We start from the raw sequence: 25,960 nt of genomic DNA on the forward strand, positions 1-25,960 counted from the left end.
TGAACGCGCCGGGACTACCTGGCCGCGTGCGGCACGAACGCGACCCACTCGTCCCGGCCGACCCGCAGCACGGGGCCCTCGCCCGCGGCCTTGGAGTCCCGTACGTACACGGCACCCGCGCCGGCGGCCACCTCGACGCAGTCGCCGCCGCTCGTTCCGCTGTAGCTGCTTTTGAACCAGGCGAGCCCATCGGACTGCTCAATGTCCTGACCGGTGCTCATAGTTCCCCTGTCGTGCGCTCGACGAGACGGGAGGACTCCTCCGTGTTGAGGGCCTGCGTGCGCAGCATTCCATACCGCAGGAAGAACTCGCTGACCTCGTTCCGGTCGGACCTGACGCTCACCACGTCCTGTGCCTCGATGTAGACGAACTGCTTGCGGTCGGTCGACTCGATCAGCACCATCGGCCCGTTGAGCCCGCTGTGTGCACCCCGGGCCGTGGGCATGATCTGCAACTCGACATTGCGTGTCTTCGAGCACGCCAATAGATGCTCCAACTGCCCGCGCATGACAGTGGTGTTCCGCACCACGCGCCGGATCGCTGCCTCCTCCACGATGAACACGAAGACCATGGGCGGACTCTTGCGGCTCAACAGCGCCTGGCGCGCAAGACGAGCCGCCACCCTCTGCTCGACGATGTCATCAGGCAACGGAGGGAAACGTGCTTCGAGTAGCGCCTGTGCGTATGCCTCGGTCTGCAACAACCCAGGAATCAGAAGGGGGTCGTACGAGAACCTGCTCACCGCCTCGGCTTCCAGGAGGGCGAAGTCCTGGAAGAAGACGGGAAGCTTGGCTCGGTCCACGTCCTCCTGGAGCACCCGCAGCGCCCCGCCCGCCTCCAGCACCCGCTCCGCGGCCTCCGTGAAGGCGGCCTTCGCCGGTCTCCGCCCCTGTTCGACGGAGGCGACCTGCTCCAGCGAGTAGTCGATCGCCTCGGCGAGGGCCTGCTGGGTGAGGCCGGCCCGTTCGAGGAAGAGGCGGACGAGCTTGCCGTAGGCGCTCCACGCCGCCGGGCGTTCCTTGTCCGGTCCGCGTCGGCCGGTGGTCCCGCATTCCCGCTGGGTCGTCCTGCCCATCGCGCCCCCTGTTCTGTGCGGTGTTCCGTCGTGACCGGCAACGACCGATCCGCAGCTCCGGCCACGTACACCTGCCGTACCGATCCGTACAGCGGTCGTACCACGCGGCCGGGTACGAGAGTCTGACCTCGTCAGGCTATATGCGTGACGGGACGGTTACTCCATGAAGTCACCTGAAGTGGGCGTCGAACCACCCACCCGCGTCCCGCAGTTCACCATCCGCCTCAGCAGCACCGCACGCGGCGCCCGCCTCGCACGCCGACTCGCCGTGCAGCAGCTCGCGGCCCGGGGGATTCCGTACGACTCCGAGACGGCCCAGGCCGTCGCCTTCGTGACGGCCGAGCTGTCGGCCAACGCCGTCACTCACGGCCGCACTCCCGGGCGGGACTTCCGACTGACGCTGCTCTTCTTGCCCGAGCACGCCACCCTCCGGGTCGAGGTGACGGACACCCGCCCGGAACGGCTGCCCCGCGACCCGGTGGCCGGGCCGACTCCAACCGACGCTCCATCGGGACGTGGACTGCTGCTCGTGGCCGAGTACGCCGAACGATGGGGCTGCGAGGTGCGGGACGCGTACACGAAAACCGTCTGGGCGGAGGTGCCGTGGCCCACCTGACTCCCCGTCGCGCAGGCAGTCGGACGGGATCGTCCTGGTCACCGGAGCCGCACGTGCGTGACGTGAGCTCGCGCGCCGCACGGCGCGGGCCATACTGGGGCCATGCTCGATCCCCTCGGACAGCTGTCGCCGCTCCAGCACCACCTGTTGCGGGAGCTGGACCTCTGCGACCTCCCGGCACTAGAAGCCGGACCGGAGTCCTACGCGGCCCGGGACCTCGACACGGACGCGGTCCGGGACGCCCTGCCCACGTTGCTGTGGGCCGGGCTGGTCGAGCAGCGGGACGGGGACTGGGGCACGCTCCGCCTCACCGTCACCGGAGCGGCGGCCCTGCGCGCGGCGGAGTGCGACGAGCTGGCGGCACGGTTGATCGCGGTGTCGTCCTTCGCCGACACCGTGGCGCGCGGTACGGCGCCCCGCGCCGCCGGACACGCCCTGAGACTGCTCGCCGAGGGGACGTGGGACCTGGAGCAGGCCGAGGCCCACGTGGCGGCCGGCGAGGGCGCGTAGACACGGTCACGGTTCGTCGGCCGGGAGGTCGAAGTCCAGCACGACGCGTCGACGGGCGCGGTCGGCTCTGGGCTGAGGCGGGAGGACACCCGCCGACGTGAGGTCGGTGAGGGTGACGACCGGGGAGTTCACGATCTTCGTGGTGAGGGCCCGCTGTGCCGGAGCGAGGTCGACCAGACGACGCAGGACGGACAACAGGTCGACCAGCTCCGCGGACCACTCGCGCGGCCACGTCGTGGCGTGGAGGTCGTCCAGGGGGCTGGTCCTCCGGCTGGTGGGGGAGGCCTTCCGGTAGCCGAACCACTTCCTCACGATCCGCATGCCGCCGACTTCGTAGTTCCAGACCTCGGGCGGGACCCCCGTGAAGGTGCCCGGCCCGACGTGGAGGGTGCCGCTCTCCTCGTCGTACGTCAGCGTGTCGGGCACGGCGGAGCCGGTCGCCGTCACGTACCGCACCTGGCGCGGGTCCCCCGGAGGGAAGTCGACTCCCTCCTGACCGGACGCCGGCGCGTCGGGCGGATCGCCCCGCTCGCCGTAGGTGGCCGCCCACAGGAACGCACGGCCGACCCGGACCGCCTCGCTCCACAGCTCCGGGTCGCGGGTGAGGGGTAACCGGACGCCCGGGGTGAGCAGTTCCTCGGCGAACTGCTCGGTGAAGGCGCTGTGACCGGTGACGGCCACGGCGTAGGCGGCGAGGTCGTGCACGGTCACCCCGTCCAGGCCGAGGACACCGGACAGGTGCCGAAGCAGTCCCGTGGGCACGTTGGCACTGCCGTCCGGGTGGAGGATCGGGTGCACCCTTCCGCCCCGGCCGTTGAAGTGGTGCGTGTCCGGGAGCAGCGCCGTCGCCACCAGCGCGGGGCCACTGTCGATCTCGTGGCTGCTCTGCTGGTTGAGGAACACTTGGCCGGGCTGGAGCGACTCCCACAGGTCGGGCCGGGCGAAGTCGAGTACCCGGTGGTCGGCGATGAGCCACTGCCGGTCGAAACTGCGCAGGGCGATGCGCAGAAGCGGTGGGCGGGCGCGGGATTCCTCGTCGACGGTCCGGTCGGGATGCGGGAAACCCGGCAGGCACGCGGGCCGTGTGCCGAGTCGACGATCCCGCGTCTCCTTGAAGAGGACGGCCTTGGCCTCGGGGTCCTCCTCACCGACGAGACGGGCCCAGCGGCGTTGGAGGACCGACGGGTGAGGAGAGGTGACCCAGGAGCGATTGGTGGTGAAGCCCAAGCTGCCCCACGGAAACAACTCGGCCAGCGCCGGATAGTCGTCCCAGCCGGACAATGTGGCTGGAGTGAACGGCCGCACTCCCTCCCCATGCGCATCCCGCCAGCCGTCGTCGTCCAGTCCCACCGATCGCAGCTGGGCGAACTTCTCCGCACGCTTGCCGTGCAGGGCCCGGTAGTGGATGCGTGCGGGGCGGGTGGCGTCGTGGTCCGCGTGCCGTACGAAGAGGCAGATGGACAGCGGCTGGGCGACGTGCGGGAAGACACGGGTGGCCACGTCCGAACGCTGCCCCTCCGGCGACAGGTTGATGATCCATCCCTCGTCGCACGTCCGGCGCAGGTAGTCGCGCATGCCCCGCCCCGCGGGGCCGGTGGCGAACGCGGACGGGGTGATGAAGCAGACGACGCCGTGCCGGTCGTCCGCGTGGGCGTCGAAGACCTTCCAGGTGGCCCAGCGCCAGAAGTACACGTACAGGTTCTTCAGCGCGTGCTCGTAGCGGCCGTTCCCGGGGTGGCGGAAGTCGTCCAGGGGCGGGCGGCCGTGGCCCTTGACGCGCTTCTCGATCCAGCCGCCGCGGTTCTCGGCCTTGTCGTCGTAGGGCGGGTTGGAGATGACCACGGTGACGGGCACGTTGGCCTTCACGTGGTTGGCGCGGGCGCGGGAGACCGACAGGGCCGCATAGGTGGAGGCGAGCTGCTCCTCCTGCACGTAGGGGTCGTCGAGGGTGTCCGTGACGTGGAGGTTGAGTCCGCCCAGCGGGAGCTCGGCGCCGTGCTTCTTGAGCAGGTCGGCGGCGCGGAGTTCGGCGACCGCGAACGGGCCCATCTGCAGCTCGAAACCGTACAGGCGCCCGGCGAGGCGGCCGATCGCGTCCCGCGCCATGGCCTCGCCGGAGCGTGCGGCGGCCTGCCGCGCCACCCGCTCGATGATCGTGTGCAGGTAGGTGCCCGTCCCCATCGCGGGGTCGACGATGTGGACGCCGTCGTCGCCGTAGCCGCGGGTCTTGCCCAGACGGGTGCGCAGGACCTCCTCGGTGAGGCGCACCATCTCCTCGACCACCTGGTGCGGGGTGTAGTAGGAGCCGCTGCGCCGGCGCAGGTCGTCGTCGTAGACGGAGAGGAACGACTCGTAGAGGTGGAGGTAGGCGTCCCGGTTGCCCTGCCGGATGGTCTCCCAGTCGACGGATTCGACGGTGCGGGCGAGGAGGGCCAGGGTCACCTCGAACCGCTCGTTGACGTTGTCGGTGAGGAGTTGGAGGGCCTTGCCCATCAGGGCGTGGCCGGCGTGGAGCCGCCGCCCGATCTCGTGGAAGCTCGTGCCGGCGACCCGGATGCCTTCCGTACGGGCGAGGAGCAGGGCGAAGGTGACGGTCTGGGCGTAGCCGTCGGCGAAGGTCGCGTCGTCGGCGGTGGGGAAGAGCAGGCGGCGCCAGTCGCTCCTCAGACCGGTGAAGGGGCGCTCGACGGTGGGGTCGTCGGCGTCCATCCCGCTCTCCGCGCGCAGTTGTTCCCGCACGGCCTCGCGCAGGAGGCGGCACAGCGGGGCGATGTGCTGGACGAGCACCGAGACTCGCCGGACCTCCTGCGGTCTCCAGAGGAGCACGGTTCGCGTGAGTGCGTCGAAGGCGGCCGGATCGCAGGCGGTGAGTTTCGCCCCAGCGCTCTTCAGCGCTCCCGACAGCACGACCTCCTCGCCGACCTGCGTGCCGTACTGGAAGACGCGCCAGTGAGTGCCGTTGGTGTAGAGCAGGTTCGGCAGGTCGCGCAGGCGCTGCCACTGCCGTCTGTCGTGACCGGTGAAAGTGTCGGGGTCGATGCTCTTGCCGGGCCGCTTCACCTCGATGTAGCCGGTGATCTGGGCGTCGACGCGTACGGCGTAGTCGGGCCGGACGCCGAGGTGCGGTACGCGGGTTTCCGGATGCCAGCTGATCTCGCGCAGGGCGTGGTGCTTCCCAATGGCGCGGAACAACTGCTCCAGCGGGCCCCGGATCGCCGCCTCGCGATCACCCGGCCCCGCCAGACTGCGTTTGCACTCCGCGCCGAACGCGGAGACGGCGTCCTGTAACCACTGCAGGCGTGCGTCAGCCATGGTCCCCCCAGACCTCGGGCCCCGGACAAGACACGGAGCCGACCCCTCCTGATGCGCAGTATGGGGCAGTTTTTGACCAAACGGCAGGGCGCGTACATCGGTCGGCGCGCCCGGTTCACGCGCTCGCACGGCCGTCCACGGCCGGAGGTCCCGCCCTCGCCGCTGGTGTGTATGCGTCGTGAGTGTGCGGCACCCGCATGAGGAGAGCAAGGGTGTACGCGCAATCTTGCTGATTCCCTTGTGAACTCAGTGCATGAAAAGCATACTGAAGTGGATCGTGCCACTCCCGCCGAACGGGCGGACATTCCTCCGACGTCCCACTGCGAGGTCCCATGCTCGACCACCGTCTGGTGCAGACGGCCGTGATCGGTCACAAGAACTCCGACCACCCGGTCATCCTGCCGATGGACGCGTGGGAGCTGGACCGCTGGCGTGGGGCGCACCCCGGCTACAGCTACTGGTGCGGACTGCAACTCGGAGGCTGTGGCGGGGAGCTGAGCGACCGGCGGTACACCACCAAGGTGTGCCACTTCGCCCACCATCCGACGGCTCCGGTCTGCCACCGCGTGAACAACGGCGAGTCCAGCGCCGACCACCTCTTCATCAAACGGGGAGTGCAGAGGCTGCTCGGCAAGCGGAAGGTGAAGGGTCGGGTCGAGACGCGTGACCTCGGCACCGGCCCGGGCGACGCGGTGGATGTGTACCTGCCCGACAGCCGTCGCCGGCTGCGCTTCCAGCTCAGCGCCGTCGACTACCGGATCTGGCGCCGGGCCGACGACGAACTCGCCGCGGACGCCGACGGCATCGACTGGATCTTCTCGTCGGAAGGACCGGTCACCCAGCAGTTCGTCGGCCGCCACGGCTACTGCCTCCGGGTCCGCTGCGAAACGGTGGGCGGCGAGCGCCGCGTCCACATCGGAGCCGAGGCAAGGGACCGCACGGTGTCCTGGACCCCGCTGGAGGACTGCGCGGTGACGCCGTCCGGCATCGTCACACCGGACACCGAGCGGATCCACCTGACCCGTTCCAGGCCCCGGCCGACCGCGTTCCCGCTCCAGGGCGGTCTCGTCTTCGCGCTCGACCCCGAGGCCGACGTGCCGGCCGACTCTCCGTTCGTGACGAAGGACCGGCACCTGCTGGTGGCCGACGTGAAACCCGTGGACAGTCCGATCGTCCGAGCGCTGGTGTCCCTTCCGGGAGACGCCGAGGTGCCGCAGGCCCAGCACGTCTACCGCGTCGCCGACGGCGCCCGGCTGCTCATCGCCGAGGGCACCGCGGGCTGGGCGGTCGAGGCGAACCGCTATGTACGCCTCAATGCGCACGAGGCTCAGCGCACCGGTCTGTGGGTCCCGCCCGCCACTCCGGAATCCCCGTTCGTTGCGGAGCCCGTACGCCGCGCGGCGCGGGCGGCACCGCCACCGACGACGCCGGCCGTGGCGGCGACACCCACCCCGGTGACCGAGCCACCGCCGGTGAGCGGCACGCCAGTGGCATCCGCGGCGATGACCCGCGCCGAGCTGGTGACGGCCCTGCGCGACGCCTTGTCACATCATGCCCGCCTGCACACCACGACCACGTGGGAGACCCTCGCCCGCACGGTGAACCCCGAACTGGCGAGGTATTCCCACACCGACCGGCGATACCTGCTCGTCGAGGTGGACAGTCCGCTGCGCGACCACGCGCCGGTCCTGTCGGCGCTCATCCGGGAGGGAGGCGCACCGCTCCCGTACCTGTCCAACATCCTCTCGCGGCTCGGCGTGGCCTACGCTGGCACGTCTTCCAGGATCAAGCGCTGGGCCGCGGTGGAGACCGAGCGGGCGTTCGCCGCGTACGGTACGCCACCGCGCACAATGCCGCCGCGCTTCTCCCTGAAGCCCGAACAGCCGCTGGTGCGGCAGTTCGTGAGGAAAAGCGGGGGCCTGACTCCTGAGGTCAAGGTGCGGCGTCCCGTCGACCGCCAGGTGAACGTGGCGAGGCCGATGAGTAGGACAGTCGCCGACACCTCCATGGTGAAGCGTCTGCGCTCCCTGCTCCAAGAGCTCACCGGCCTCCTGAGCTTTGTCGACAAGCCGACGCGGAAACGGGCGCGAAAGGTCATAAGTGAGGCGCAGACATGGCTTGCGCACCACGACGGCGCACTCCTGCCAGCAGCTCAACGGGCCAAGGTGGCCGACAGGAGCTCCGGATACTACGTTCGTCTCGTCGAGGACGAATTGAAGGGCGTGAGCGACGGTCTGAAAGCGGCGAATCGGCGTACCGACAAGGAGGCGAAACGGCTGGCGAGGATGGAGGCGGCCCAGAGCAAGGCCAGGCTCGCGCGGTCAAGGGAACCGTCCAGGCGCTCCGCGCCCGCCGAGGACCCTGTGGACCGACTCAAAAGCCAGCTCATCGGAGTCGCCGCCCAGGGCGGCACCGTCGCGCTGGGCGACCTGGACACCGGCGAGTCCGGCCTGGGTCCCCGGCACTGGCTGGTGATGCTGGACCGGCGTGCGGGGGCCGACGACACCCCTCTGCTCTCCGCGCTGGTCGTGGACGCTCGAGGAGGCCCGGTGGTCTTTTTCAGGTACATCCTCGGGGCCGCAGGACTCGCCGTGCCGCGGACGGAGGAGGCCCTGCTGGCGATCTGGCGGCGGGAGCAGGAACGCGCCCACGCCGCTCACGCCCGTCCGCCCCGTCCACTGCCTCCCCGCCTCGTCCCGCGGGCCTCGATGCCGCAGGAGGAGACCGGGCGGTGAGGCTGGGGGTGTGCGTCACCCGACGGTCTCGGGCCGTCGGGGTGACGCGGACGGCGGGCCCTGCGCGGGGAGGAGGAGGGCGCGGGCGAGGGCGGAGGGCACCCGGTCGGCATGACCAGGGAGTCGTCGGACGGTCCACGCGGTGGCCAGGTCGAGGAACTCGGTCACGTCGCGCTCCGCTGCGGTGAGCAGGTGTCGCAGGTCGTCGGCGGCGAGCTCGATCACGGGACTGTCGTCCCGGTCGGCGTCCACGGTCAGGCGGACGGCGTCACCGTGGCGTTCGGCGAGTGGGGACGGGTCGTGGCCGAAGGAGGCCTGGCCGTCCCCGCCGAGGACGTCGAACCAGTCGCCGCGTTCCTCGAGGCCGTTGCAGCAGCCCGGCAGCAAGGTGACGCCGGAGACGGTGTCCGTGACCCGCAGGCCGCCGGACGCGAAGAGGTCGTCCATGGTGAGCAGCCCGTGCAGGAAGGAGCCGAGCGGGTCCGCGGGCCGCGGTGGGTACTCGTCAGCCGCTGGTACGACGTCGTTGTGGGCGGCGATGCTCATGACCGCCGTGCCGACCTCGCGGGGAGCGAGCGCGCCACTGAGCGGCAGGAAGCCGTACGGCTCGATGCCGGCGACCGGCCAGAGCGTGAAGCCGGCGGGATCGGTGACTTCGAGGACGGGCTGCAACACGATCACCCGGAAAGTGTGCGGCACGTCGTCCCCGTTCCGCACGGTCACGGTGCGACGGCCACCGTCCGTGAGGATCCCCGGGACCTCCAGGGAGCGCCCCTGCTCCTAAAATGCGTCGAGCCCCGCACGGATGCCGCCTACCCTTGCCACATGGGCCACGGAAAGACCTCCTACGTCTGCCTGCCCTGTCGGGCCTCGTACAAGCAGCCCTACGACGGGGACAGGCCGCACCGCATCTGTCCCCGCTGCGCGGAACCGCTCGTCCACGTGGGATCGGCCTTCGCGGCGCCGCCGCGCCGGGACACCGAGGCCTGGAGGGTGCTGTCCGTCCTGCTGCACGCGGGGGTCCGCTTCCACAAGGGCTGCTGTGGCGGGCCCGGTTACCGTCCGCGCACGCTGCGGGAGGTGCGCGAGCGGATGGCGTACGCCCGCCGTACGGGCGAGCCGTTCGCCAGGGCGCTCGTACGCCACGACGTGCCGTGACGGAGAACGTAGGACTGGCACGGTTCGTGACGCCGCCGCCGGTCCCCGTCGACGCCCGCGGAAGCTGGCCAGCAGTGGAGGCCGCGCTCGGGACGCGGCTGCCCGAGGACTACAAGCACCTCGTCGAGACGTACGGGTGGGGCGAGTTCTGCGACTACCTCAATCTCCACACCCCGTTCGGCACGAGCAGGCACAACGGCCTCGCGTGGCAGAGCGGCAGACCGTCCGGCACGGCGGAGAGGGACCGGGAGCGCTACCCGTACCCTCTCCATCCGGCTCCGGGCGGACTGCTGATCTGGGGCACCACCATCGACGCCGACCGGCTCTGCTGGCTCACCACGGGTACGGCCGAGAACTGGCCCGTCGTGGTGTGGAGCAGTGAAGGCCGGTACGAGCACCATCCCGTGGGTGCCGCCGGGTTCGTCGAGGCATGGACCAGGGGACGCATCACCTCCCGGCTGCTCGCGGACATGGAGCCGGGGCCGGCCCCGTGGTTCAACGCGTTCCGGCCCCGCAACCATCGCTGCCTGCGCCTCAGGGAGGGGCCGCTCGCCCACGACCGGCGCCTGGCGATCCTCCGGGATGCTCTGGCCCCGACCGTGGACCGGGGTACCTGGCGCTCCGAACAGGGTGATTCGGGTCAGGACCACTTCGCCACCGTCGGCACCGACTGGCTGCTCACCTACGACATGTCGTACCCGCACCAGATCCGGATCTCGTTCCCGCCGGAGGACGGTCCGGCGGCCCGGCGACGCCTCTTCGCCGCCGTCCGGAGGATGCGGTGCGAGGTGACCCGGATCAGCGCGTCCGACGGCGTGCCGCTACCGGCCTGGGACACGGTGGCCGACGAGGACACGCAGACGTAGGCTGCGCAGGCCCCGAGGGCGTGGCTCAGGCGGGGCAGCCGGCCTGCGAGGTGATCGTGCCCCAACGGATCATCAGGTAGCCCGACGCGCCGATCTCCGCCACGGCGTAGCGGGTGTACGGCCAGCCGGCGCCCGAGGTCTGCCTCTGGTTCTCCAGGGCACGGCACGCCTCACCCGCGGCCATGTCCGCCCAGGTCTCGATCTGTCCCTGGTTCCACATCAGGTAGTCCGACCAGACGTACATGGCCGAATTCGCCGGGTCGAAGCCCACCTTGATCTCGTCGTGGCCGAGCACCTGGTCGGTGCCGAGCGTTTCGCGCATCGCGTTGGTCCGCTCGATGATCTTCGTGGCGGCGCGGTCCGCGACCCGGATCTCGGTGCTGTCGGTGCTGGGCGCCATCGCCTCCGCGAGGCCGCTGTCGTCAGGCTCCCACTCCTGTCCGGCGCCGTAAGTCGCGTCGGTGCCGTCCTCGAGGGCCGACCGGCACTGGGCGTCGGCTACGAAATCCTCCTGCCACGTCACCTGCGGGTCTCTGCCCTTCCCCTCCCTCACCGTGACGTACGTGCGGTAGGGCAGCTCCGGGTGGAGGCGGAGCACGACGTCCCTCAGCGTCAGGCACATGGACCTGGCGATCTCCGTCTCGGCGGACACGATCCCGTGCTCGTCCTCGGAGTCCAGTCGATACGAGAAGTAGATCTCCCCGCGTGACTCGTGGAACCTCACCGTTCCCAGGGAGAGTTCGGTCGGTTCGAGGTCCCGGGAGAGGACGCCCATGTCGTGCAGCGTCGCGCGCGCCACGTCGTGCTCGCCCTCGCCCCGGGCCGTACGCGCCTGCCCCCAGCTTTCCGCATCCGCCGCGTCTTCGCCCACGTCCTGCTGCTCGCCTCCTGCCGTGTCGTCCCTCGCGGTGTCCGCGGACGGCTGTGCGGTTCCCGCCGAGGCGAGGGGAGATGTCGAGGGCGCGGAAGAGGAGGCTTGTTCACGGCTGTCGGCGTCGCCGGGCATCAGGGCGGCCGCCCCTCCGGCCAGGCCTCCGACGACGGCGGCGGTGAGGACCACGGCGCCCACCAGCCGTCGCTTCGACCGATGCCGCTCCGGGGGCAGGTGCCAGGCCGGATCGGCCTCGGCAGGAACGTCCCAGAGCGCCGTGACCATGTCCACGGCCGTCGCCGGCACCGCGCCGGCGGGCAGCACCTGGGTGACCTGGGAGGCCAGCAGCTCCGCGCACACCCGGGTGGCCTCGACGGCCGACGGGCGTTCGTCCGGCTCCTTGGCCAGTGCCCTCTCCGCGATCCGACGCAGCGGCACGGGGACGCCGTCCAGGTCCGGTTCCCCGGACATCACACGGAACGCGACCACGTCCGGTGCGCCGGTGCCGAAGGGCGGCCTTCCGGTGGCCGCGTAGGCCAGGAGCGCTCCCCAGGCGAACACGTCGCTCTCGGGACCGGTGGTCCCCGTGCGGTAGTGCTCGGGGCTGATCCAGCCGGGGGTGCCGGTCATGACACCGGTGCGGGTGACGCTGGTTCCGTCGGCGGCGTGGGCGATCCCGAAGTCCAGAACGCGCGGGCCGGCGGGCGTGAGGATGACGTTCTGCGGCTTCACGTCGCGGTGCACCACGCCCGCGGCGTGGATGGCCGCCAGCGCCTGCGCGGTGGCCGTCGCGAGCGCGTACAGGCTGCCACCGGTGAGCGGTCCGTGGGCGAGCAGGTGTTGGTGCAGCGTCAGGCCGGGGACGTACGCGGTGGCCAGCCACGGTGTCTCCGCGTCCGGGTCGGCGGTGAGGAGCGGGACCAGGTACGGGCCGGTGACGCGGGAGGACAGCTCCACCTCACGCCTGAAGCGGGCCCTGAACTCCGGCTCCTGGGCCTGCTCCGGATGAACCACCTTCACCGCGACGCGCGTTCCGTCGGAACCGACCCCGGCGTGGACGGTCCCCATGCCTCCCGCCCCGAGACGGCCGACGATCCGGTACGGACCTATGCGGGAAGGGTCGCCGGGACGGGCCGGCCGGACTCTTCCGCCGGAGCCGTTCTCACTCACAGATCGTTCCTTCGTACGGGACTGCGGCGGTCCGTCCCGCCCCTGTCGACAAACCTTCAGCGAGCGGAGAAGTGACGTGCGAGCCGGTTGATCTCCTCGACCCACAGCGCCATGTCGTCGCCGGGCCGCTTGTACGGTGCACGCCGGGCCAGTTTGAAGAAGCCGCCGGACGGCCGGCCGGTCTCCCGCAGAACCACGAGCGCCGAGAGCAGGGGCAGTGACCCGTCCGGGCTCTCCCGGACGGAGGCGTCCTCGAGCAGGTGGGGCATGGGGCCCTCGAAGGCGGGGATGTGGTGGCCCCGCCGAGCCAACTCCGTGCTGAGATCGCCGTACGTCAGCGGTGCCGCGCCCGCGCGTGCCCGCTCCCGCAGGATGTCGACCACGGCGTCCAGCGCCCGCTCGTACTCCAGCGTGTCCTTCTTCATCGCCCTCTCCCCACCCCGGTGTTCGGCTCCGAACCGGCTCAGAGCCTAAGCGCCCCGCGCGCCGAAGGGCAGGGGTGCACGTCGAATTTCTAGCACAGAGTTGTGAACTGAGTGCACGGACTGCATACTGGGCCGGCCGGTGCTGCCGAACCAAGTCCGACGCGCACCGGTGGACCACTTTGCCGGGCTCGACCGGCGGGGCGACGTGCCCCGCTCGCGTCCGCACGACGGGCCACTCTCCTCTGCGACACCCTTGGGGTTCACCATGCGCATCATCCGAGTCTCCGCAGCCGCGGCGCTGCTGCTCGCCGCGCTCAGCGCCTGCGGTCCGACCGCCGACACCGGCACGGACGGCTCCACGTCCACCGCCCCGTCGGCTCCCGATACGCCGGCCGCCGATACCGGTGAGGCGGCCCAGGAACCCTCGGCCGGCGCCGAGTCCTCCGCGACGCTGCCGGACATGGTCGGCAAGGGCCTGCAGAGCGCCCAGGACGAGGCGCAGGCCGCCGGCTTCTACCACCTCACGTCGCACGACGCGCTCGGCCGGGGCCGCAACCAGATCCTCGACCGGGGCTGGAAGGTCTGTTCCCAGACCCCGGCACCCGGCGCGCACGCGACGGACACGAAGGTCGACTTCGGCACCGTCAAGCTCGAGGAGACCTGCCCCACGGGCGGTGACCGGGGTGAACCCGAGAAGGCGGGCTCCACCATGCCGGACTTCACGGGGAAGTCCGTCAAGGTCGCCCGCCAGGCACTGGACAGTTCCACCAGCATCACGGTCGACGACGTGTCCGGCCAGGACCGGATGGTGCTCGTCGAGTCGAACTGGCAGGTCTGCTCGACCGACCCGGCGCCCGGCGCGGAGCTCGACGGACAGCCGGTGACGATCGGGGCCGTCAAGTTCGGCGAGAGCTGCTGACCGCGTGTCGGCCCCGGTGCAGATCGGGGCCCGTTCCTCGCCTCGGCGGACGAACCTCTCCCGCACCCCCCACTTCACGGGATGTCCCCGTGCTCGAACGCAACTGTGCGGGGAAGGCCCCCGCCGATGACGAACGGAGACTGGCTTCATGTTCACGATCAACCTGGACACGGTCGAGGCGCAGATTGGCGCCACCGCCGCGCTGAGCATCTTCAACGATCCCAAGTTCGGCAACCGGGCTGTGGTGACGGCCCACTACGAGGACGAAGAGACGTTCGAGGACTCGACGGTCATCATGATGTTCTCGGCTGAGAACCTGGACGCGTTCGCCAAGGCGATCGAGCGTGCCCGAGAGGGGCTGGCGGCTGCGGAAAGCGGCGGCATGGTCGGACTCGCCGGCTGGGCTGAGAAGAACGCCGGGTGACACGGCCTGCGCGGGCACCTCGGGCACGGGCTGCCCGCGCGGCTTCGGCCACTGGTGGCACGGAGCGAAGACTCCCCCGTCATGACAACTCAAAGGCTGATCCCGTAGGACGGACAGCACAGCCCCCAGCCCTTTCCCGACCCGTCCTCGGCGCTGAGAATCTCCGTCAGGACCAAGCCTCAGAGGTCGATCAGGACGACATTGTGCGAGCGCGGAACACCATGCTCGCATCCGGACGACGGACCCCGGCGAGGAGGTCGAGGCCTACAGGGTGCTCGCCCGGGTCAGTCCCGCGGCGTATCTGCCGCGTCGGGTCCGCGTCCTGCAACGCCTCAGTTTCGACGGCCGCTACGACGTTCTGCCCGAGGCCTGTCTCGCTCTGCGTGAGGGGGCCGTGGCCGCCGCCCGCGCCGTCGATCCCGCCGAACCCTCTCGCGCGGAGACCTTCTGTACGGGGCGCTCGACCGATGTCAGCGGGCGCTTTATGCCGTCGGCAGGCGGGCCGAAGGGGTCGCCCTGCGGGCCGAGAGGTTCTCCATCGGCCGGACGCAGGCCGAGTCGTCCGGTGACGGGGTGGTGAAAGGCTGGACCCATGGGCTGCCGGGCTCTCCGAGGAGGGCCGCTACGCGGAGGCTGCGGACGCCTTGACGGAGTCGGTGGCCCAGGAACGGCCCGACGGCCCCAGGAGCGGCGGCTTCGCCTGGTCGCTGCCTGAGTGGGCCGCCGCCCTCGACGCCGCCGGCCGGTCCGCCGCAGCGCTGACCGCCATGGAGGAACTGGCCGGCATGGAGGCGATGGAGGCCGCGAGCGACCGAGGACCGCTGGCCTGTCATCTCTACGTGCTGATCCGGTACGCGCAGATGCTCGACCGCGCCGTGCGGCACGACGAGGCGGCTGCCGTCCGTCAGGAGGCGCTCGCCGTGCTGACCGAACTGGCCGCCCACGGGGAGCGGAAGTCGTGGAGTGGATACCAGGCCTCGTTCTGGGTCGTCCTGCTCTTCATGTCCGGCGCCGACAGCGAGCGGCCGGTGCCAGGGGAGCCGCGCCCGCCCGTCGGCACCGCACCCCTGCACTGGTCGCCCGACGTCAAACGGCAGTACTTCCAGAGCCGTGAGACTCTCCGGGGCGAGGTGGACACGTTGGCGCTCCGCGCGGCCGGAAGTCCGGATCACCTGGCGGAACTGGTCCGACTGCAACGGGTGCTCACCGTGCGCTCGGCCGTCTACTGGGAGTTCCGCACCCATCTGTTCGCGGAGCGTGTGCGAGGGCTGTTCGACGAGGGCGTGGACCTGGCCCGGCGTCTGTACCGGTACGACGCTGCCGCCGGGAGCCGGGCCGTGTCCACGGCCCGGAGGGACAGAGTCACCTTCCATGTCGCGCCAAGGAGTTCGGCGCCGCCCTCGACGACTTCCGGCAGGTTCCGGAACCAGACCGACGAGCCGGGCGACCCGGTCACCTAGGCGTCCGGGACCGGGTCGGCGACTCGTCCGGGGATTCAGCGAGGAGGAGCGCGGGGGGCGGAACGGCAGTGCCGTCAGGGTGGGAGTCGTCTGCCGTGGGCGAACCAAGCGGCCTCCACGGCATCGGGCATCACTCCCGCCGATTCCGCCTGCTCATGGACGATGTCCAGGTAGTGGGCGTACTGCTTCGTGGTCCAGCCGTTGAGCGGCCAGTCCTCCGCGACGGCCTTCCGGTCCCTGAGCGCACGTGACACGACGCTGTCCAGGATGAGGGGGCGACGGTGGCCGGTGGGGTTCTCGTGGCCGGCGAAGTAGAGGAACTTGGTGAAGAACGCCGGACCCAGGTACGCGATGCGCTGGTCGTTGTAGCAGGCGTAGTAGGCGGCGACGGCTCCCTTCTCCCGCAGTACAGTGACAGCGGTGGCGATCCGGTCGTCGATGTGCGCGGCTGAGCTGTTCGCGAAGACACGTCCCTGCCGGCCCACCGACCGTGCCTTGGTGCCAGTGCCCCAGACCAGGGCAGCGACCAGCAGATGTCTGCGTCCCTCGACGGTGCCGACCCCGCCGGCCATGCCCAGTACGGTGCGGCGGTCCACCCGTGGCCACCGGCCGAGGCGCGGGCACGCGTCGAGCTCGGCGGGCCACCAGGTGGTGTCGGGAATACGGGGCAGCCATCGTCCCCGGTCGAAGGGGATCGCCTGACCGAGGACGTCATCCCTGGGAGGGACGACGAGGTCGGCCGGAAGCTCCGACATCGGCACCTCAACCCCTCCGTGCCAGGTCCAGGGCCGCCGCCGTGACGAACCAGTCCAGCACACCGCAGATTTCGTCACCGTGCTCCGCGAACACCCGCACCGGGAAGGACGGACGCAGTTCCAGCTTCGCCTCGGGCAGGTCGATACCCTCGATCTTGTTGAGGCGGTTCAGCAGCTCGCGGCGCTGTTCCGTGTCGTCGAAGGGACTGCGGTCCTTGAGGTACTGGAAGACGACCTCGACCGTTCCGCTCACCGGGTAGATCGCCATGGGCCAGATCAGGTGGGGGCGGCGGCTCGTGCCGGCGTCGAGCATCGGGAAGCAACTCGTCTCCTCATGCCTGCCGTAGGTGACGTAGCCCCCTTGCAGACGCCAGAAGTCGAGCGCGCCCAGGACCTCGGCGGAAGCCTCCGGCCAGTGCTCCCGCAACTGCGTGCGGAAGCGTTCGGCCGCCGCCGTGTCCTCCCCGTCGGGAAGCGGGTCGTGCGAGGCGGGCTGCGTGACGTCCTTGCCGAGCAGGGTCGCCAGCTCCGCCGCGTTCAGGCGCTGCGCACCGTGGGCCCGGCCCGACGGGTCGAACTTCACCCCTTCGCTCGTCAGCAGTTCCTGCGGCGACGGCCGGTCACTGCCGTCCGCCCAGCGGAACGCCGGGGAGATCCTGCCGTCCGCGGTGAGGACCCGGTAGGCCCCGATCGCCGTCGGGTTGGAGCCCAGGTACGCACCGACCGGGACGGGGTGGCTGCCGATCAGTTCGGCGACATCTCCGTACGTCGTCCACGTACCGCTCGGCATCGCCACCAGGGTGGCTCGCAGCTCTGCCCAGCCCGGCCACTCCTCGCCCGTCGGTTTGACCCCGCCGATCGGGCCGGGCCACAAGTCCACCGCCCGCTCCGTCAGACGGTCGGCACGAGCCAGGATCTCGGCCTTGCCCCAGCGCTTCTCCGCAGCGATCTCCTGGTTCATGTACAGGGCGCTCGAGTCGAGGATCTGCTGCTTGCGCTCGAACGGGTTGTTGGACAGCTTGGTGTTGTCCCCGGTGAGGGTGAGGTTGCCGAGTGTGTGGACCAGCAGGTCGTGCAGTTCCTGGGGACTCTGGTCCGGCTCGGTCTCGTCGGCGAGCAGATCGAACCAGGCCGAGGTCGGACGTTGCGGAAGAATGTGCTCGACGCTGAGGGACGCCTTCACGAAGTCGACCGGCTCGCTAGAACCGTAACTCTCCTCCAGCCGGCGCAGGATGTAACTCCGCTGCGGAGGCCGGCCGCTCCAGTAGAACGGCTTGCTGCGGATCGCCTCGCGCAGCTCCTCGTCGCTCGGCCATCGGCGGCGCCCGCCGGACAGGAACCGCCGGACTGCCTCGGCGGCGGGACGGTCGGTCTCCAGCTCCTTCGGCGCGTCCATGAAGATGCGGTTCAGGTTGTTGGACGGTGTCTGGCAGATCACCCGACGCACCAGGTAGGACTCGACGCAGAGAAGAGCCTCTGCAGCGTCATCGGCTGTCGTGGCCTCCGTGTCCACCAGGTCCAACAAGTGCAGCGCCAGCGGGTAGTGAGTTTGACCTCCCCAGGCTGCCAGGCGCTCCAGCATGGCGCGGAGCGCAGGTGAACTCTCACGGTGCGGTTGGATGATGCGCAGCAATCGACCTGCGCGTTCGGCTAGTTGTGCGATCTCGCGCTGCAAGGCCCCTTCGTCACCGGTCATCGGCTGCAGCCGCTTCTGCTGCTCTCGGTAGATCTCGCTCTGCTTGGTCTTGTGGTGGCCCCGTACCACAAGGTCCAGCCAGACGAGGAGTTCGAGGTTCTTGGGACCGAGGCTCTGCTGCATGGGCAGCCACAGCTCTTGGTAGACCCGTTCGCCCCGCTTGGGCAACAGCATGAACACGTAGTTGCGCAGTAGGTCGCTCTGGCTCAGTCCGACGCCCGTGTTGTTGATCGATTCGAAGATCCGGTAGACGTTGTCACCCGGCTCCGCGGTGATCTCCACGATGGACAGCAGGTCCTTGAGGACGGTCTCCACCGTGGCGATCCACCGGTCGTCGCCGGCGGCCTCCTGCCCCTCGGCGAGCGCACCGAGAAAGAACCGGTACGCGGCACCGATGTTGTCGCTGCCACCGGCTTCCGCACGGGACTGGACGCAAGCTGTGTACGCCTCGCGGTCGGCCTGCGTCGGGAGCAGCCGGTAGTGATCGAGGCCCTCATGGAACTCGTTCACCAGTATCTGCCGGTGCACCCTGTCCACACCGCGCGCATCACCCGTTCCCTTGAGGTGGTCGCGCAGCGCGGTGAACGCCAGCATCAGTGTCGTCAGCCGCTGCTGACCGTCCACGACCAGCCACCGTTGCACACCGCCGGCCTGGATCTGGCCGGGAGCGAGCACCACGGAGCCCAGGAAGTGCGGGGCACTGGCCTCACCCGACAGATGCTGCTCGACGAGCTCGCCGATGTCCTCCCAGAGTCGTTTCAGCTGCTCCCTGCCCCAGCTGTACGTCCGCTGGTACAACGGGACTTGAAACTGCTTGTCCCCCTGGACGAGCTTGAGGAAGGTGATCTCCTGCGCGCGCATGCACTTCCTTTCCCTGCCGGTTGGGCGCAGCCTGACGGCTTGTCCGGTGATCCAAGCCACAGTGACGATGGTCGTTCAATCTACAGTGAACTGAGTCAATGGTGGTGAGGTCGTGGCTCTTACGGTTGGCGGGGCACCTTGTGCGTGAGAACTGCCGCCTGCTTGGAGATTCGGGGCATCGTCTCGTTGGGGGACCGGCGCAGCAGCTTGATCGACCGGCCCTCGGCCCACGCGTTCCAGGCCTTGAGGTAGTAGAGCAGGTGCTCGCGTGAGTCGTCCCGGCGACGGTGCGACGTGCCCGTGGCGAGGTTGAGCATCGTGTTGCGCAAGGTCAGGCGGGGGTCGCCGGGCTCCAGGCGTGCGCCGGTCACGATGCCCTCCTTCCAGGAGCCCTGATCGACGTCAGGTCGTGCCTCGCAGGTCACGTACCAGCCGATGGTCGCCGCCGTGACGGTGATGCGGCACGCGCGGTTGAGCGTGACGCCGTGCTGAAGGGCGTCACGGATGCCGGGGTGCTTGTCGAGCATGGTTAGGAGCTGGTCGTTGCTGGTCACCGACGATCCGCCGCTCCAGGACGAGTTGGGCGCGTTCAGATAGAGATGCAGGCCGCGCAGGGCCGCTGCCAGGTGTGTGGCGTTGGCCTCGCCCGCGAGGGCGAGCGCGTCCCGGCCGGTGCGCTTGCGGCCCGTGTCCATCACCGTGAACGCGGTGCGCGGGACGCCGTGGGTGACGGTCAGGGGCACGGTGATCCCCGCCTTGGCGATCGCGGCGAGGCGGTGCTGGCCATCGATGAGTACACCGTCCTCGTCGAAGGCGATGCCCTGGTGCGTCAATTGCCACTCGCCGCGCTGGATACGGCCCGCCAGTTGCTGCACCGCAGCCTTGCTGAGCGGTCGGTTGCTGGTGTTGCGTGTGAGCCACTCCGTCGCGAGCTCTGGACTGACATGGAGCACTTCCATCTGCATGGCGCATGGCCTTCCTGTGGCGTCTGCCTGGAGCTGTACGAGTGACCGCGATGCCATGTTGGCCTAGAACTGTGAACAGAGTCAACATGCAATAAGGCTTGTGTCAATGATTCCAATGCTGTTCCATGGGGCGCAGTGAAGCTCGGAGGCCTGCTGCTACCCTCGGCCCGTGTGCTCAGTTCACACTTGAGGCGATGCGCTGGGGGCGGAGACGTACTCGGGTGGGCCGGGGCGGGATGACACCAAGCGGCCACGCATGTGGCTCCGGACAGCAGTGGGGTGGCGCGTGAGCCAGCGTGAATACGGCCTGGGCGACGAGATGCAGCCGGTCGGATCGGTCTACCAGTACGACGACGGGTTGCACGTGCGCGTGGACGACGTCGTGCCGTACGAACTGGTCGACCCCGAGGCCTCCGACGGGTACCGCCACGGCGACGACCTGGTCCGGTGCACGCTGTACCTGAGCAACGGCACGGCCCACCCCATCGATGTCGACGGCATCGCCCTGCTCGTGCGGGGCGGTCCCTACGGCAAAACGGCACGGCAGGTGCGGGACTACCGGACCGAGTTGCTCGACGACGGACTCGAAGGCACCCTCCGCAAAGGCCGCCGCGCGTCAGCGACCTGGGCCTACAGCATCCCGGCGGGAACCGCCGCCGAGCTGGACATCGAGGTCCGGTTCCCGTACGACCACAAGCGCGAGAGCGTCACCTTCACCACGGCCAGGGCCACGGCGCCCGCGACCGCCCGGGCGGGCCGGCTGCCGGACCAGGCGCCGCTGTTCGGAGAGCGGCAGCCGTCCCTGTTCACCGACGTCGGGGACGAAGGCCACGGAACGGCCCGTATCGTGCTGGGAGCCGTACCGTCACAGCCCGCCGGGCCGGGCCCCCGTCCGGCCACGCCCCTCGTGACGCCGCCGACCGGGTTCGTCCCCCGCGCCCAGGACCCGTCCCCCGACGAGCTCGACGCGACCCGCGTCCGCCAGATCTTCCGGTTCCTCGCCGAGGCCGAGGAGTCGAAGACCCGCCCCGTCCGCACGCTCGACGGCGCCGCCGGCACCGTCTGGTTCGAGGAACTGCCGGACGCCCCCGAGGTCGCCGTGATGCTCGACGGTGCCCTCGACTCCGAGGAACCGGCCTGGCTGACCCTCGAACGCCCCGACCGTGAGGACGCCCCGCACCCCGAGCCCCTGCTCGCGCCCTGGATCGACGAGACCCGCATCCGGGACTTCAAGCAGACCCGCGCCCCGCACCTGCGCCGCCGGATCGAGCCGGAGTTCCCGGACTGGTCCCAGGGCATTCCCCTCGACAAGACGTACCACGAGCTCGACGACCACCCGAAGCGGGAGAAGATCGAGAAGCTGTACGCCGCCTGGGAGCAGGAGTGGCTGGCCTGGGCGGAGCGGCGGCGGGCCATCGATCCCGTCGTGAGGCTGTACGACCGCCTGCACAAGATGCACGAGGACGCCGCCAACCTCGGCGAGGCCTACGAACTCGTCCTCGGGCTCGGCCGGCTCACCTGGCAGACGACCACCGGCCAGCGCGTGGAACGCCACCTCGTCACCCACCGCGCCACCCTCCACCTCGACCCGGTCACCGGCACCCTCACCGCCGCCCCCGACCCGACCGGTGTGGGCCTGGAACTGGAAGAGGGCATGCTGGAAGGCGCCCAGCACGTGCCCGGCGCGGTGAGGGAGCAGATCGTCGACACGCTGGACGGTGCCTCCGACGTCACCGACCCGGCACACCTCGACGCCGTACACACCGCCCTGCGCAGCTGGACCAACGCGGCGCACAGCGCCGGCGGCTACTCGCCGACCGTGGAACGCGCCCGGCCGCGCACGCTCGACGTGCCCCAGGTGGGACTCACCCCCGCGCTCGTTCTGCGGGAGCGCAACCGCCGTTCGACACTTGACGCCCTCAAGGCCATCGCCCGCCACATCGACGCCGGCACGTCTCCCACCGAGCTGCTCGGCTACATCGCGGGCCGCGACGGGGCGCTGACCGCCGCCGACCTCGCGGCGGCCGAGGACGACGGCGCCGAGGCCGGAACCGACGAGATGTACTTCGCGCTGCCCGCCAACGAGGAGCAGCGCACCATCGCCGAACGCCTGCGCGCCAACCGGCTCGTCGTGGTGCAGGGACCGCCCGGCACCGGCAAGACGCACACCATCGCCAACCTGGTCACGGACCTGCTCGCCCAGGGCAAGCGGGTCCTCATCACCAGCCACACCCCGCGCGCCCTGCGCGTCCTGCGGGACAAGCTGCCCGAGAACATCCGCGACCTGTGCGTGAGCCGCACCGAGGACGGCGCGGCCGCCCAGCGGGAGCTCGAGGCGTCCGTGCAGAGGATCCTCAGCGAGTACGCCGGTTACGATCCCAAGGCGTCGCAGAAGGACATCCGTACGCTCCAGGCACGGCTCGCCGCGGCCCGGTCGGCCCAGCAGACCATGCTGCGCGACCTCGCCGTGCTGCGCGAGCAGGAGACCCACCGCTTCGAGGCGGAGATCGGCGACTACACCGGCAGCCTCCAGGAGATCGCCGAGCGCCTCACCGCCGAGACGGAGCGGTACGACTGGCTCGGGCGGGTTCCTCAGGAACAGCCCTCCCTGACCGCCGACGACGCACTGAGGCTGCTGCACGCCACGCGTGCCTTCACGCCGCACCACCGCGCCCTCGCGGCCGAGGTGCCCGGTCCCTCCGAACTGCCCGGTGCGGGCGACTTCGAGGAGGCCGTCACCGCGGTGCGTTCCGCGGACGAGGCCCACGAGGCGGTGCGGCAGGACCCGTTGAGTCGGCAGTACGACACGGCCGTGCGGGGTCTGAGCGACGCCGAACAGCAGCGCCTGACGACGGCCCTCGACGCGTTCTCCGCCGTCAGGGCCCGTGCCGCCGCCCTCTCGGCCGCCGCCGGAGAGTGGGCTGGAGCGCTCCTGGGGGAGGTGACCGCCGGGCAGGACTGGCAGGCGCGCAGCAGGCACGCCGCCGTCACCGGCGCCCTCGCGGCGCTCGACGCCTCGCTCGCCACGCTGGGCACCGCCATGGTCAGCGGCCTGGAGCAGTACGACCCGGCCACCGCGCTCGGCCAGGCCACCGCCCTGCACGACGGCCTCGTCCAGGGACAGAAGCTGCGCGGACCGCTCGGCACCCGCTCGAAACTCGCCAAGGCCGTCGGCGGGTTCGTGCAGTCCGTGCGGGTCGATGGACGGTCCCCCGAGGACGTCGCCACCGCGGCGGTCGTCGTCGCCCGCATCCAGCTCGAACTGCGCCTGGCCCAGGTGGAGGCCGAGTGGGGCGCCCCCGCCGGCGCGTGGCAGGGCCACGGTCCGCGCCTGGCCCGTCTGCGGCAGGACGCCGACGTGCTCGAGGCCCTGCTCGCCGTCGCCGCCGCCCGCACCGACGTGCTCACCGCCGCCGCCACCTCGCCCGGACTCGCCGTCGCTACCTGGCACGACCTCCCGGTCGAGAACGCGGTACGCGCCCTGCTGCGCGCGGCGACCACGCTGCGTGCCGCCGAGCGGTCCCGCAAGGTGATCGCGGACACCGAGGAACTGCTGCGCTCCTGGAACGACCGGCGCGGCGTGGCACCCGCCGTCGCCCGTGCACTCGACGCCGTGCGAGCCCGGGACCCTCAGGGCTACCGGGAGTTCAGCGACGAGATGGCCGAGGTTCGGGAAGCCGCCCGGCTGCGGGCCGAGCAGCACGCCGCGCTCACCCGCGTGCGGGAGGCGTTCCCCTCACTCGCCGAGCGCGTCACCGGCTCCCCGGACGACACCGCGTGGGACGACCGGCTGCCGCTGCTCGCCGAGGCCTGGGCCTGGTCCGCGTGGCGCGACCGCATGGAACGGCTCACCGACCCGGAGGCCGAGCGGACCCTGCGCAAGCGGCTGACGGAGGCCGACGACGAGGCACGCATCACGCTCGGCCGGCTGGCCGCCGCCCGCGCCTGGCACCGCTGCCTCGGCCTGCTCACCGGCGACCAGTCCCGCGCCCTCAGCGCGTACCAGCAGGCCGCCCGCCGCATCAAAGGCAAGTACCAGCACCGCTACCGGCGGGACGCCCAGGCCGCGCTGCGCAAGGCGCAGACGGCGGTGCCCGCCTGGATCATGCCGCTGCACCAGGTTGCGGAGACCGTGCCGATGGACCGGCCCGGCCTGTTCGACGTCGTCATCGTCGACGAGGCCAGCCAGTCCGGCCTGGAGGCCATGCTGCTGAGCTGGCTCGCCGACCGGATGGTGATCGTCGGCGACAGCAAGCAGGTCAGCCCGTCCAACGTCGGCCTCAAACAGGACGAGTACTTCCACCTGCGGGACCGGCTGCTCACCGCGCTCGAGCCGGATGTCCGCAGCCTCTTCGGTCCCGACTCCAGCTTCTTCGACCTCACCGAGGCCCTCTCCGCCGGCCGCGGCACGCTCATGCTCAAGGAGCACTTCCGGTGCATGCCGGAGATCATCTCCTTCTCCAACGACCTCTGCTACAACGGCCGGCTCCAGCCGCTGCGGCAATACGGCGCAGACCGATTGCCCCCGGTCCGTACCGTGCACGTCGAGGACGGGGCGGCCGTCGGCGGCAGCGACCGGCTGGTCAACACCACCGAGGCCGAGGCCCTCGTCGACGCGGTCGTACGCTGCTGCGCCGACCCGGCGTACGAGGGGAAGACCATGGGCGTCATCAGCCTCCGCGGGGCCAAGGGCCATCTGACGGAGCTGGAGAACCTGCTCGCCGAACGCCTCGACTACGAGCAGCGCGAGGAGCGGCGGATCCGGGTCGGCGACGCCGAGGACTTCCAGGGCGACGAGCGGCACGTCCTGTTCGTCTCCTGCGTCAACTCGGCCACCACCGCCGCCGGGACCGTACCGGGCGGCTTCAACGGCAAGACGTACGAGCAGCGGCTCAACGTGGCCGCCTCCCGCGCCCAGGACCAGGTGTGGGTGTTCCACAGCGCCCGGCCCGAGCAGTTCCACGAGAACGACCTGCGCCGGCGGTGGCTCGACCACCTCACCCGGCCCGCGGAGGAGGACACCGTCGCGGTCGAGGGCGAGGTGCTGCCCGACGTACGCCACGAGGCGTTCGACAGCCTGTTCCAGCAGAAGGTGTACCTGGAGCTGACGGCCCGGGGTCACCGGGTGCGGCCCGGCTACCGGGTGGGCCGCCACACCATCGACCTGGTCGTCGAGGGCGGCACCCGCAGGCTCGCGGTCGCCTGCGACGGCGACGCCTTCGCCGAGGGCGAGGACGCGTCCACCGCCGCCGCCCGCCAGCGCGACCTGGAACGCGTCGACTGGACCTTCGTCCGGATCCGCGGCAGCCGTTTCCACCTCGACCGCGAGCAGGCGCTCGCCCCGCTCTGGGCGGAGCTGGAACGGCTGGGGATCGAGCCGCCTCCCGCGGAACCGGAAGGGAGCGGCTCTCCCGAGGCGGCGGCGGATCCCCAGGTGCCGTCGGCCGACGGCCGGGACGAGGACGACGGAACGGAGGAGGCGCGGGAGGACGAGCGCTCGCACGACCCGGGTCCCGCGCCCGACGCGGCGCCGGAGGTGACGGAGCTCTCCGCCGTCGCACCCGAGGATCCGCGCATGCCCTGGCCGGACCCCACCGGGGAGGCGGTCGCGGAGCCCGCTCCCCGTCCGGCGCCCTCCACCGAGCAGGGCGCCCTGCCGGTTCGGGAGATCCCCGCCGCCGCCTTCCAGCGGCTGGTGCGCGAGATGCAGGGGCTGCAGGCCGCCATCGACGCCCCGGACGAGACACCCGTGGACGCGGACCCGGCGAACCTCGTCTTCCTCAGGAAGACGCAGGCCGACCAGCGCGAGCGCCGCACGAAGCGGCTCGGCTTCCTGCGGACCTTCCTCGACGCCGTGCGGGTCGGCCAGGAGGAGGGGACGCCGAGGGTGGTGCACCCCGGTGCGCTGCTCGTCCTCGAGTTCGACGGGCGGACCGACGACGCGACCCTGTACACCGTCGCCGAACTGCCCACCGACGACGCGGAGATCATCTCCCCGTCGTCACCGCTGGGCCACGCGTTGATGTGGCAGCCGACGGGGCGGACGATCTCGTACGACGCCTCCCGGGGAAAGAGCCACGAGGTCGTCGTCCGGGAGATCCGGGCCTGACGCCCACAGGGCGCTGACGGAAGGAGCAGAGCC

The 25,960-nt window shown here is 70.7% G+C and carries 18 protein-coding genes; 9 read left to right on the forward strand and 9 right to left on the reverse strand.

All coding sequences use genetic code 11. The features are described 5' to 3' along the window. Positions 1–14: 14 nt before the first annotated feature. Together ACZ470_RS15350 and ACZ470_RS15355 are read right to left on the reverse strand one after the other, a co-directional pair. Positions 15–221 (reverse strand): DUF397 domain-containing protein, encoded by a 207-nt coding sequence (locus ACZ470_RS15350; protein ID WP_468427378.1) that lies wholly within the window; start codon positions 219–221, stop codon positions 15–17. Then, positions 218–1,075: a helix-turn-helix domain-containing protein gene (locus ACZ470_RS15355; RefSeq protein WP_468427379.1), complete on the reverse strand. Its 858-nt coding sequence runs from the start codon at positions 1,073–1,075 to the stop codon at positions 218–220. The genes ACZ470_RS15350 and ACZ470_RS15355 overlap by 4 nt, the downstream gene beginning before the upstream one ends. Positions 1,076–1,238: 163 nt before the next feature. On the opposite strand from ACZ470_RS15355, the gene ACZ470_RS15360 reads away from it, so the two are divergent. After that, a complete protein-coding gene (locus ACZ470_RS15360) occupies positions 1,239–1,691 on the forward strand; it encodes an ATP-binding protein (protein ID WP_468427380.1) in 453 nt (150 codons plus the stop codon). Positions 1,692–1,793: 102 nt separating this feature from the next. Then, positions 1,794–2,201: a hypothetical protein gene (locus ACZ470_RS15365; protein WP_468427381.1), complete on the forward strand. Its 408-nt coding sequence runs from the start codon at positions 1,794–1,796 to the stop codon at positions 2,199–2,201. Between the two features lie 6 nt (positions 2,202–2,207). Here the strand turns inward: ACZ470_RS15365 and ACZ470_RS15370 are convergent, their stop codons facing one another. Then, a complete protein-coding gene (locus ACZ470_RS15370; RefSeq protein ID WP_468427382.1) occupies positions 2,208–5,513 on the reverse strand; it encodes a type ISP restriction/modification enzyme in 3,306 nt (1,101 codons plus the stop codon). A gap of 332 nt (positions 5,514–5,845) precedes the next feature. On the opposite strand from ACZ470_RS15370, the gene ACZ470_RS15375 reads away from it, so the two are divergent. Next, positions 5,846–8,248, forward strand: a complete 2,403-nt coding sequence (locus ACZ470_RS15375; RefSeq protein ID WP_468427383.1) for a hypothetical protein — start codon at positions 5,846–5,848, stop codon at positions 8,246–8,248. 15 nt (positions 8,249–8,263) lie between these two features. Here the strand turns inward: ACZ470_RS15375 and ACZ470_RS15380 are convergent, their stop codons facing one another. Continuing rightward, positions 8,264–8,929, reverse strand: coding sequence for a hypothetical protein (locus tag ACZ470_RS15380; RefSeq protein WP_468427384.1), 666 nt, complete (start codon positions 8,927–8,929; stop codon positions 8,264–8,266). Between the two features lie 144 nt (positions 8,930–9,073). Here ACZ470_RS15380 and ACZ470_RS15385 point away from each other — a divergent pair, with 144 nt between their 5' ends. Together ACZ470_RS15385 and ACZ470_RS15390 are read left to right on the forward strand one after the other, a co-directional pair. Further along, a complete protein-coding gene (locus tag ACZ470_RS15385) occupies positions 9,074–9,406 on the forward strand; it encodes a deoxyxylulose-5-phosphate synthase (protein ID WP_468427385.1) in 333 nt (110 codons plus the stop codon). Beyond that, complete coding sequence (locus ACZ470_RS15390) at positions 9,403–10,272, forward strand: SMI1/KNR4 family protein (RefSeq protein ID WP_468427386.1); 870 nt, start codon at positions 9,403–9,405, stop codon at positions 10,270–10,272. Before ACZ470_RS15385 ends, ACZ470_RS15390 begins: the two co-directional genes overlap by 4 nt. A gap of 25 nt (positions 10,273–10,297) precedes the next feature. Here ACZ470_RS15390 and ACZ470_RS15395 read toward each other — a convergent pair whose 3' ends face one another. After that, positions 10,298–12,211: a serine/threonine-protein kinase gene (locus ACZ470_RS15395; RefSeq protein WP_468427387.1), complete on the reverse strand. Its 1,914-nt coding sequence runs from the start codon at positions 12,209–12,211 to the stop codon at positions 10,298–10,300. 158 nt (positions 12,212–12,369) lie between these two features. After that, a complete protein-coding gene (locus ACZ470_RS15400) occupies positions 12,370–12,738 on the reverse strand; it encodes a hypothetical protein (protein ID WP_468427388.1) in 369 nt (122 codons plus the stop codon). Positions 12,739–13,003: 265 nt separating this feature from the next. Between ACZ470_RS15400 and ACZ470_RS15405 the strand changes: the two genes are divergently transcribed. From ACZ470_RS15405 to ACZ470_RS15415, 3 genes are all read left to right on the forward strand, one after another. Next, positions 13,004–13,657 (forward strand): PASTA domain-containing protein, encoded by a 654-nt coding sequence (locus ACZ470_RS15405; RefSeq protein ID WP_468427389.1) that lies wholly within the window; start codon positions 13,004–13,006, stop codon positions 13,655–13,657. A 148-nt stretch (positions 13,658–13,805) separates the two neighbouring features. Beyond that, complete coding sequence (locus ACZ470_RS15410; RefSeq protein WP_468427390.1) at positions 13,806–14,081, forward strand: hypothetical protein; 276 nt, start codon at positions 13,806–13,808, stop codon at positions 14,079–14,081. A gap of 644 nt (positions 14,082–14,725) precedes the next feature. Beyond that, positions 14,726–15,541, forward strand: coding sequence for a hypothetical protein (locus ACZ470_RS15415; protein WP_468427391.1), 816 nt, complete (start codon positions 14,726–14,728; stop codon positions 15,539–15,541). A gap of 74 nt (positions 15,542–15,615) precedes the next feature. Here the strand turns inward: ACZ470_RS15415 and ACZ470_RS15420 are convergent, their stop codons facing one another. The 3 genes from ACZ470_RS15420 to ACZ470_RS15430 all read right to left on the reverse strand — a co-directional run bounded on the left by ACZ470_RS15420 (position 15,616) and on the right by ACZ470_RS15430 (position 19,818). Next, a complete protein-coding gene (locus tag ACZ470_RS15420) occupies positions 15,616–16,296 on the reverse strand; it encodes an 8-oxoguanine DNA glycosylase OGG fold protein (RefSeq protein ID WP_468427392.1) in 681 nt (226 codons plus the stop codon). 7 nt (positions 16,297–16,303) lie between these two features. Beyond that, the gene (locus ACZ470_RS15425) at positions 16,304–18,853 is read right to left on the reverse strand and encodes a GmrSD restriction endonuclease domain-containing protein (RefSeq protein WP_468427393.1); all 2,550 of its coding nucleotides are present in this window, start codon (positions 18,851–18,853) and stop codon (positions 16,304–16,306) included. A 119-nt stretch (positions 18,854–18,972) separates the two neighbouring features. Then, complete coding sequence (locus tag ACZ470_RS15430; protein ID WP_468427394.1) at positions 18,973–19,818, reverse strand: ParB N-terminal domain-containing protein; 846 nt, start codon at positions 19,816–19,818, stop codon at positions 18,973–18,975. A 286-nt stretch (positions 19,819–20,104) separates the two neighbouring features. Between ACZ470_RS15430 and ACZ470_RS15435 the strand changes: the two genes are divergently transcribed. Further along, entirely contained in the window at positions 20,105–25,927 is a 5,823-nt protein-coding gene (locus ACZ470_RS15435) for an AAA domain-containing protein (protein WP_468427395.1), read from the forward strand. The last annotated feature ends 33 nt before the right edge of the window (positions 25,928–25,960 follow it).

The sequence above is a fragment of the Streptomyces sp. NPDC031111 genome (genome assembly GCF_055570675.1).

Excerpts from the sequence above, each read along its gene's own strand:
- ACZ470_RS15350 (WP_468427378.1), bottom strand. The coding sequence starts at position 221 with ATGAGCACCGGTCAGGACATTGAGCAGTCCGATGGGCTCGCCTGGTTC.
- ACZ470_RS15355 (WP_468427379.1), bottom strand. The coding sequence starts at position 1,075 with ATGGGCAGGACGACCCAGCGGGAATGCGGGACCACCGGCCGACGCGGA.
- ACZ470_RS15360 (WP_468427380.1), top strand. The coding sequence starts at position 1,239 with ATGAAGTCACCTGAAGTGGGCGTCGAACCACCCACCCGCGTCCCGCAG.
- ACZ470_RS15365 (WP_468427381.1), top strand. The coding sequence starts at position 1,794 with ATGCTCGATCCCCTCGGACAGCTGTCGCCGCTCCAGCACCACCTGTTG.
- ACZ470_RS15370 (WP_468427382.1), bottom strand. The coding sequence starts at position 5,513 with ATGGCTGACGCACGCCTGCAGTGGTTACAGGACGCCGTCTCCGCGTTC.
- ACZ470_RS15375 (WP_468427383.1), top strand. The coding sequence starts at position 5,846 with ATGCTCGACCACCGTCTGGTGCAGACGGCCGTGATCGGTCACAAGAAC.
- ACZ470_RS15385 (WP_468427385.1), top strand. The coding sequence starts at position 9,074 with ATGGGCCACGGAAAGACCTCCTACGTCTGCCTGCCCTGTCGGGCCTCG.
- ACZ470_RS15395 (WP_468427387.1), bottom strand. The coding sequence starts at position 12,211 with ATGGGGACCGTCCACGCCGGGGTCGGTTCCGACGGAACGCGCGTCGCG.
- ACZ470_RS15400 (WP_468427388.1), bottom strand. The coding sequence starts at position 12,738 with ATGAAGAAGGACACGCTGGAGTACGAGCGGGCGCTGGACGCCGTGGTC.
- ACZ470_RS15405 (WP_468427389.1), top strand. The coding sequence starts at position 13,004 with ATGCGCATCATCCGAGTCTCCGCAGCCGCGGCGCTGCTGCTCGCCGCG.
- ACZ470_RS15410 (WP_468427390.1), top strand. The coding sequence starts at position 13,806 with ATGTTCACGATCAACCTGGACACGGTCGAGGCGCAGATTGGCGCCACC.
- ACZ470_RS15420 (WP_468427392.1), bottom strand. The coding sequence starts at position 16,296 with ATGTCGGAGCTTCCGGCCGACCTCGTCGTCCCTCCCAGGGATGACGTC.
- ACZ470_RS15425 (WP_468427393.1), bottom strand. The coding sequence starts at position 18,853 with ATGCGCGCGCAGGAGATCACCTTCCTCAAGCTCGTCCAGGGGGACAAG.
- ACZ470_RS15430 (WP_468427394.1), bottom strand. The coding sequence starts at position 19,818 with ATGCAGATGGAAGTGCTCCATGTCAGTCCAGAGCTCGCGACGGAGTGG.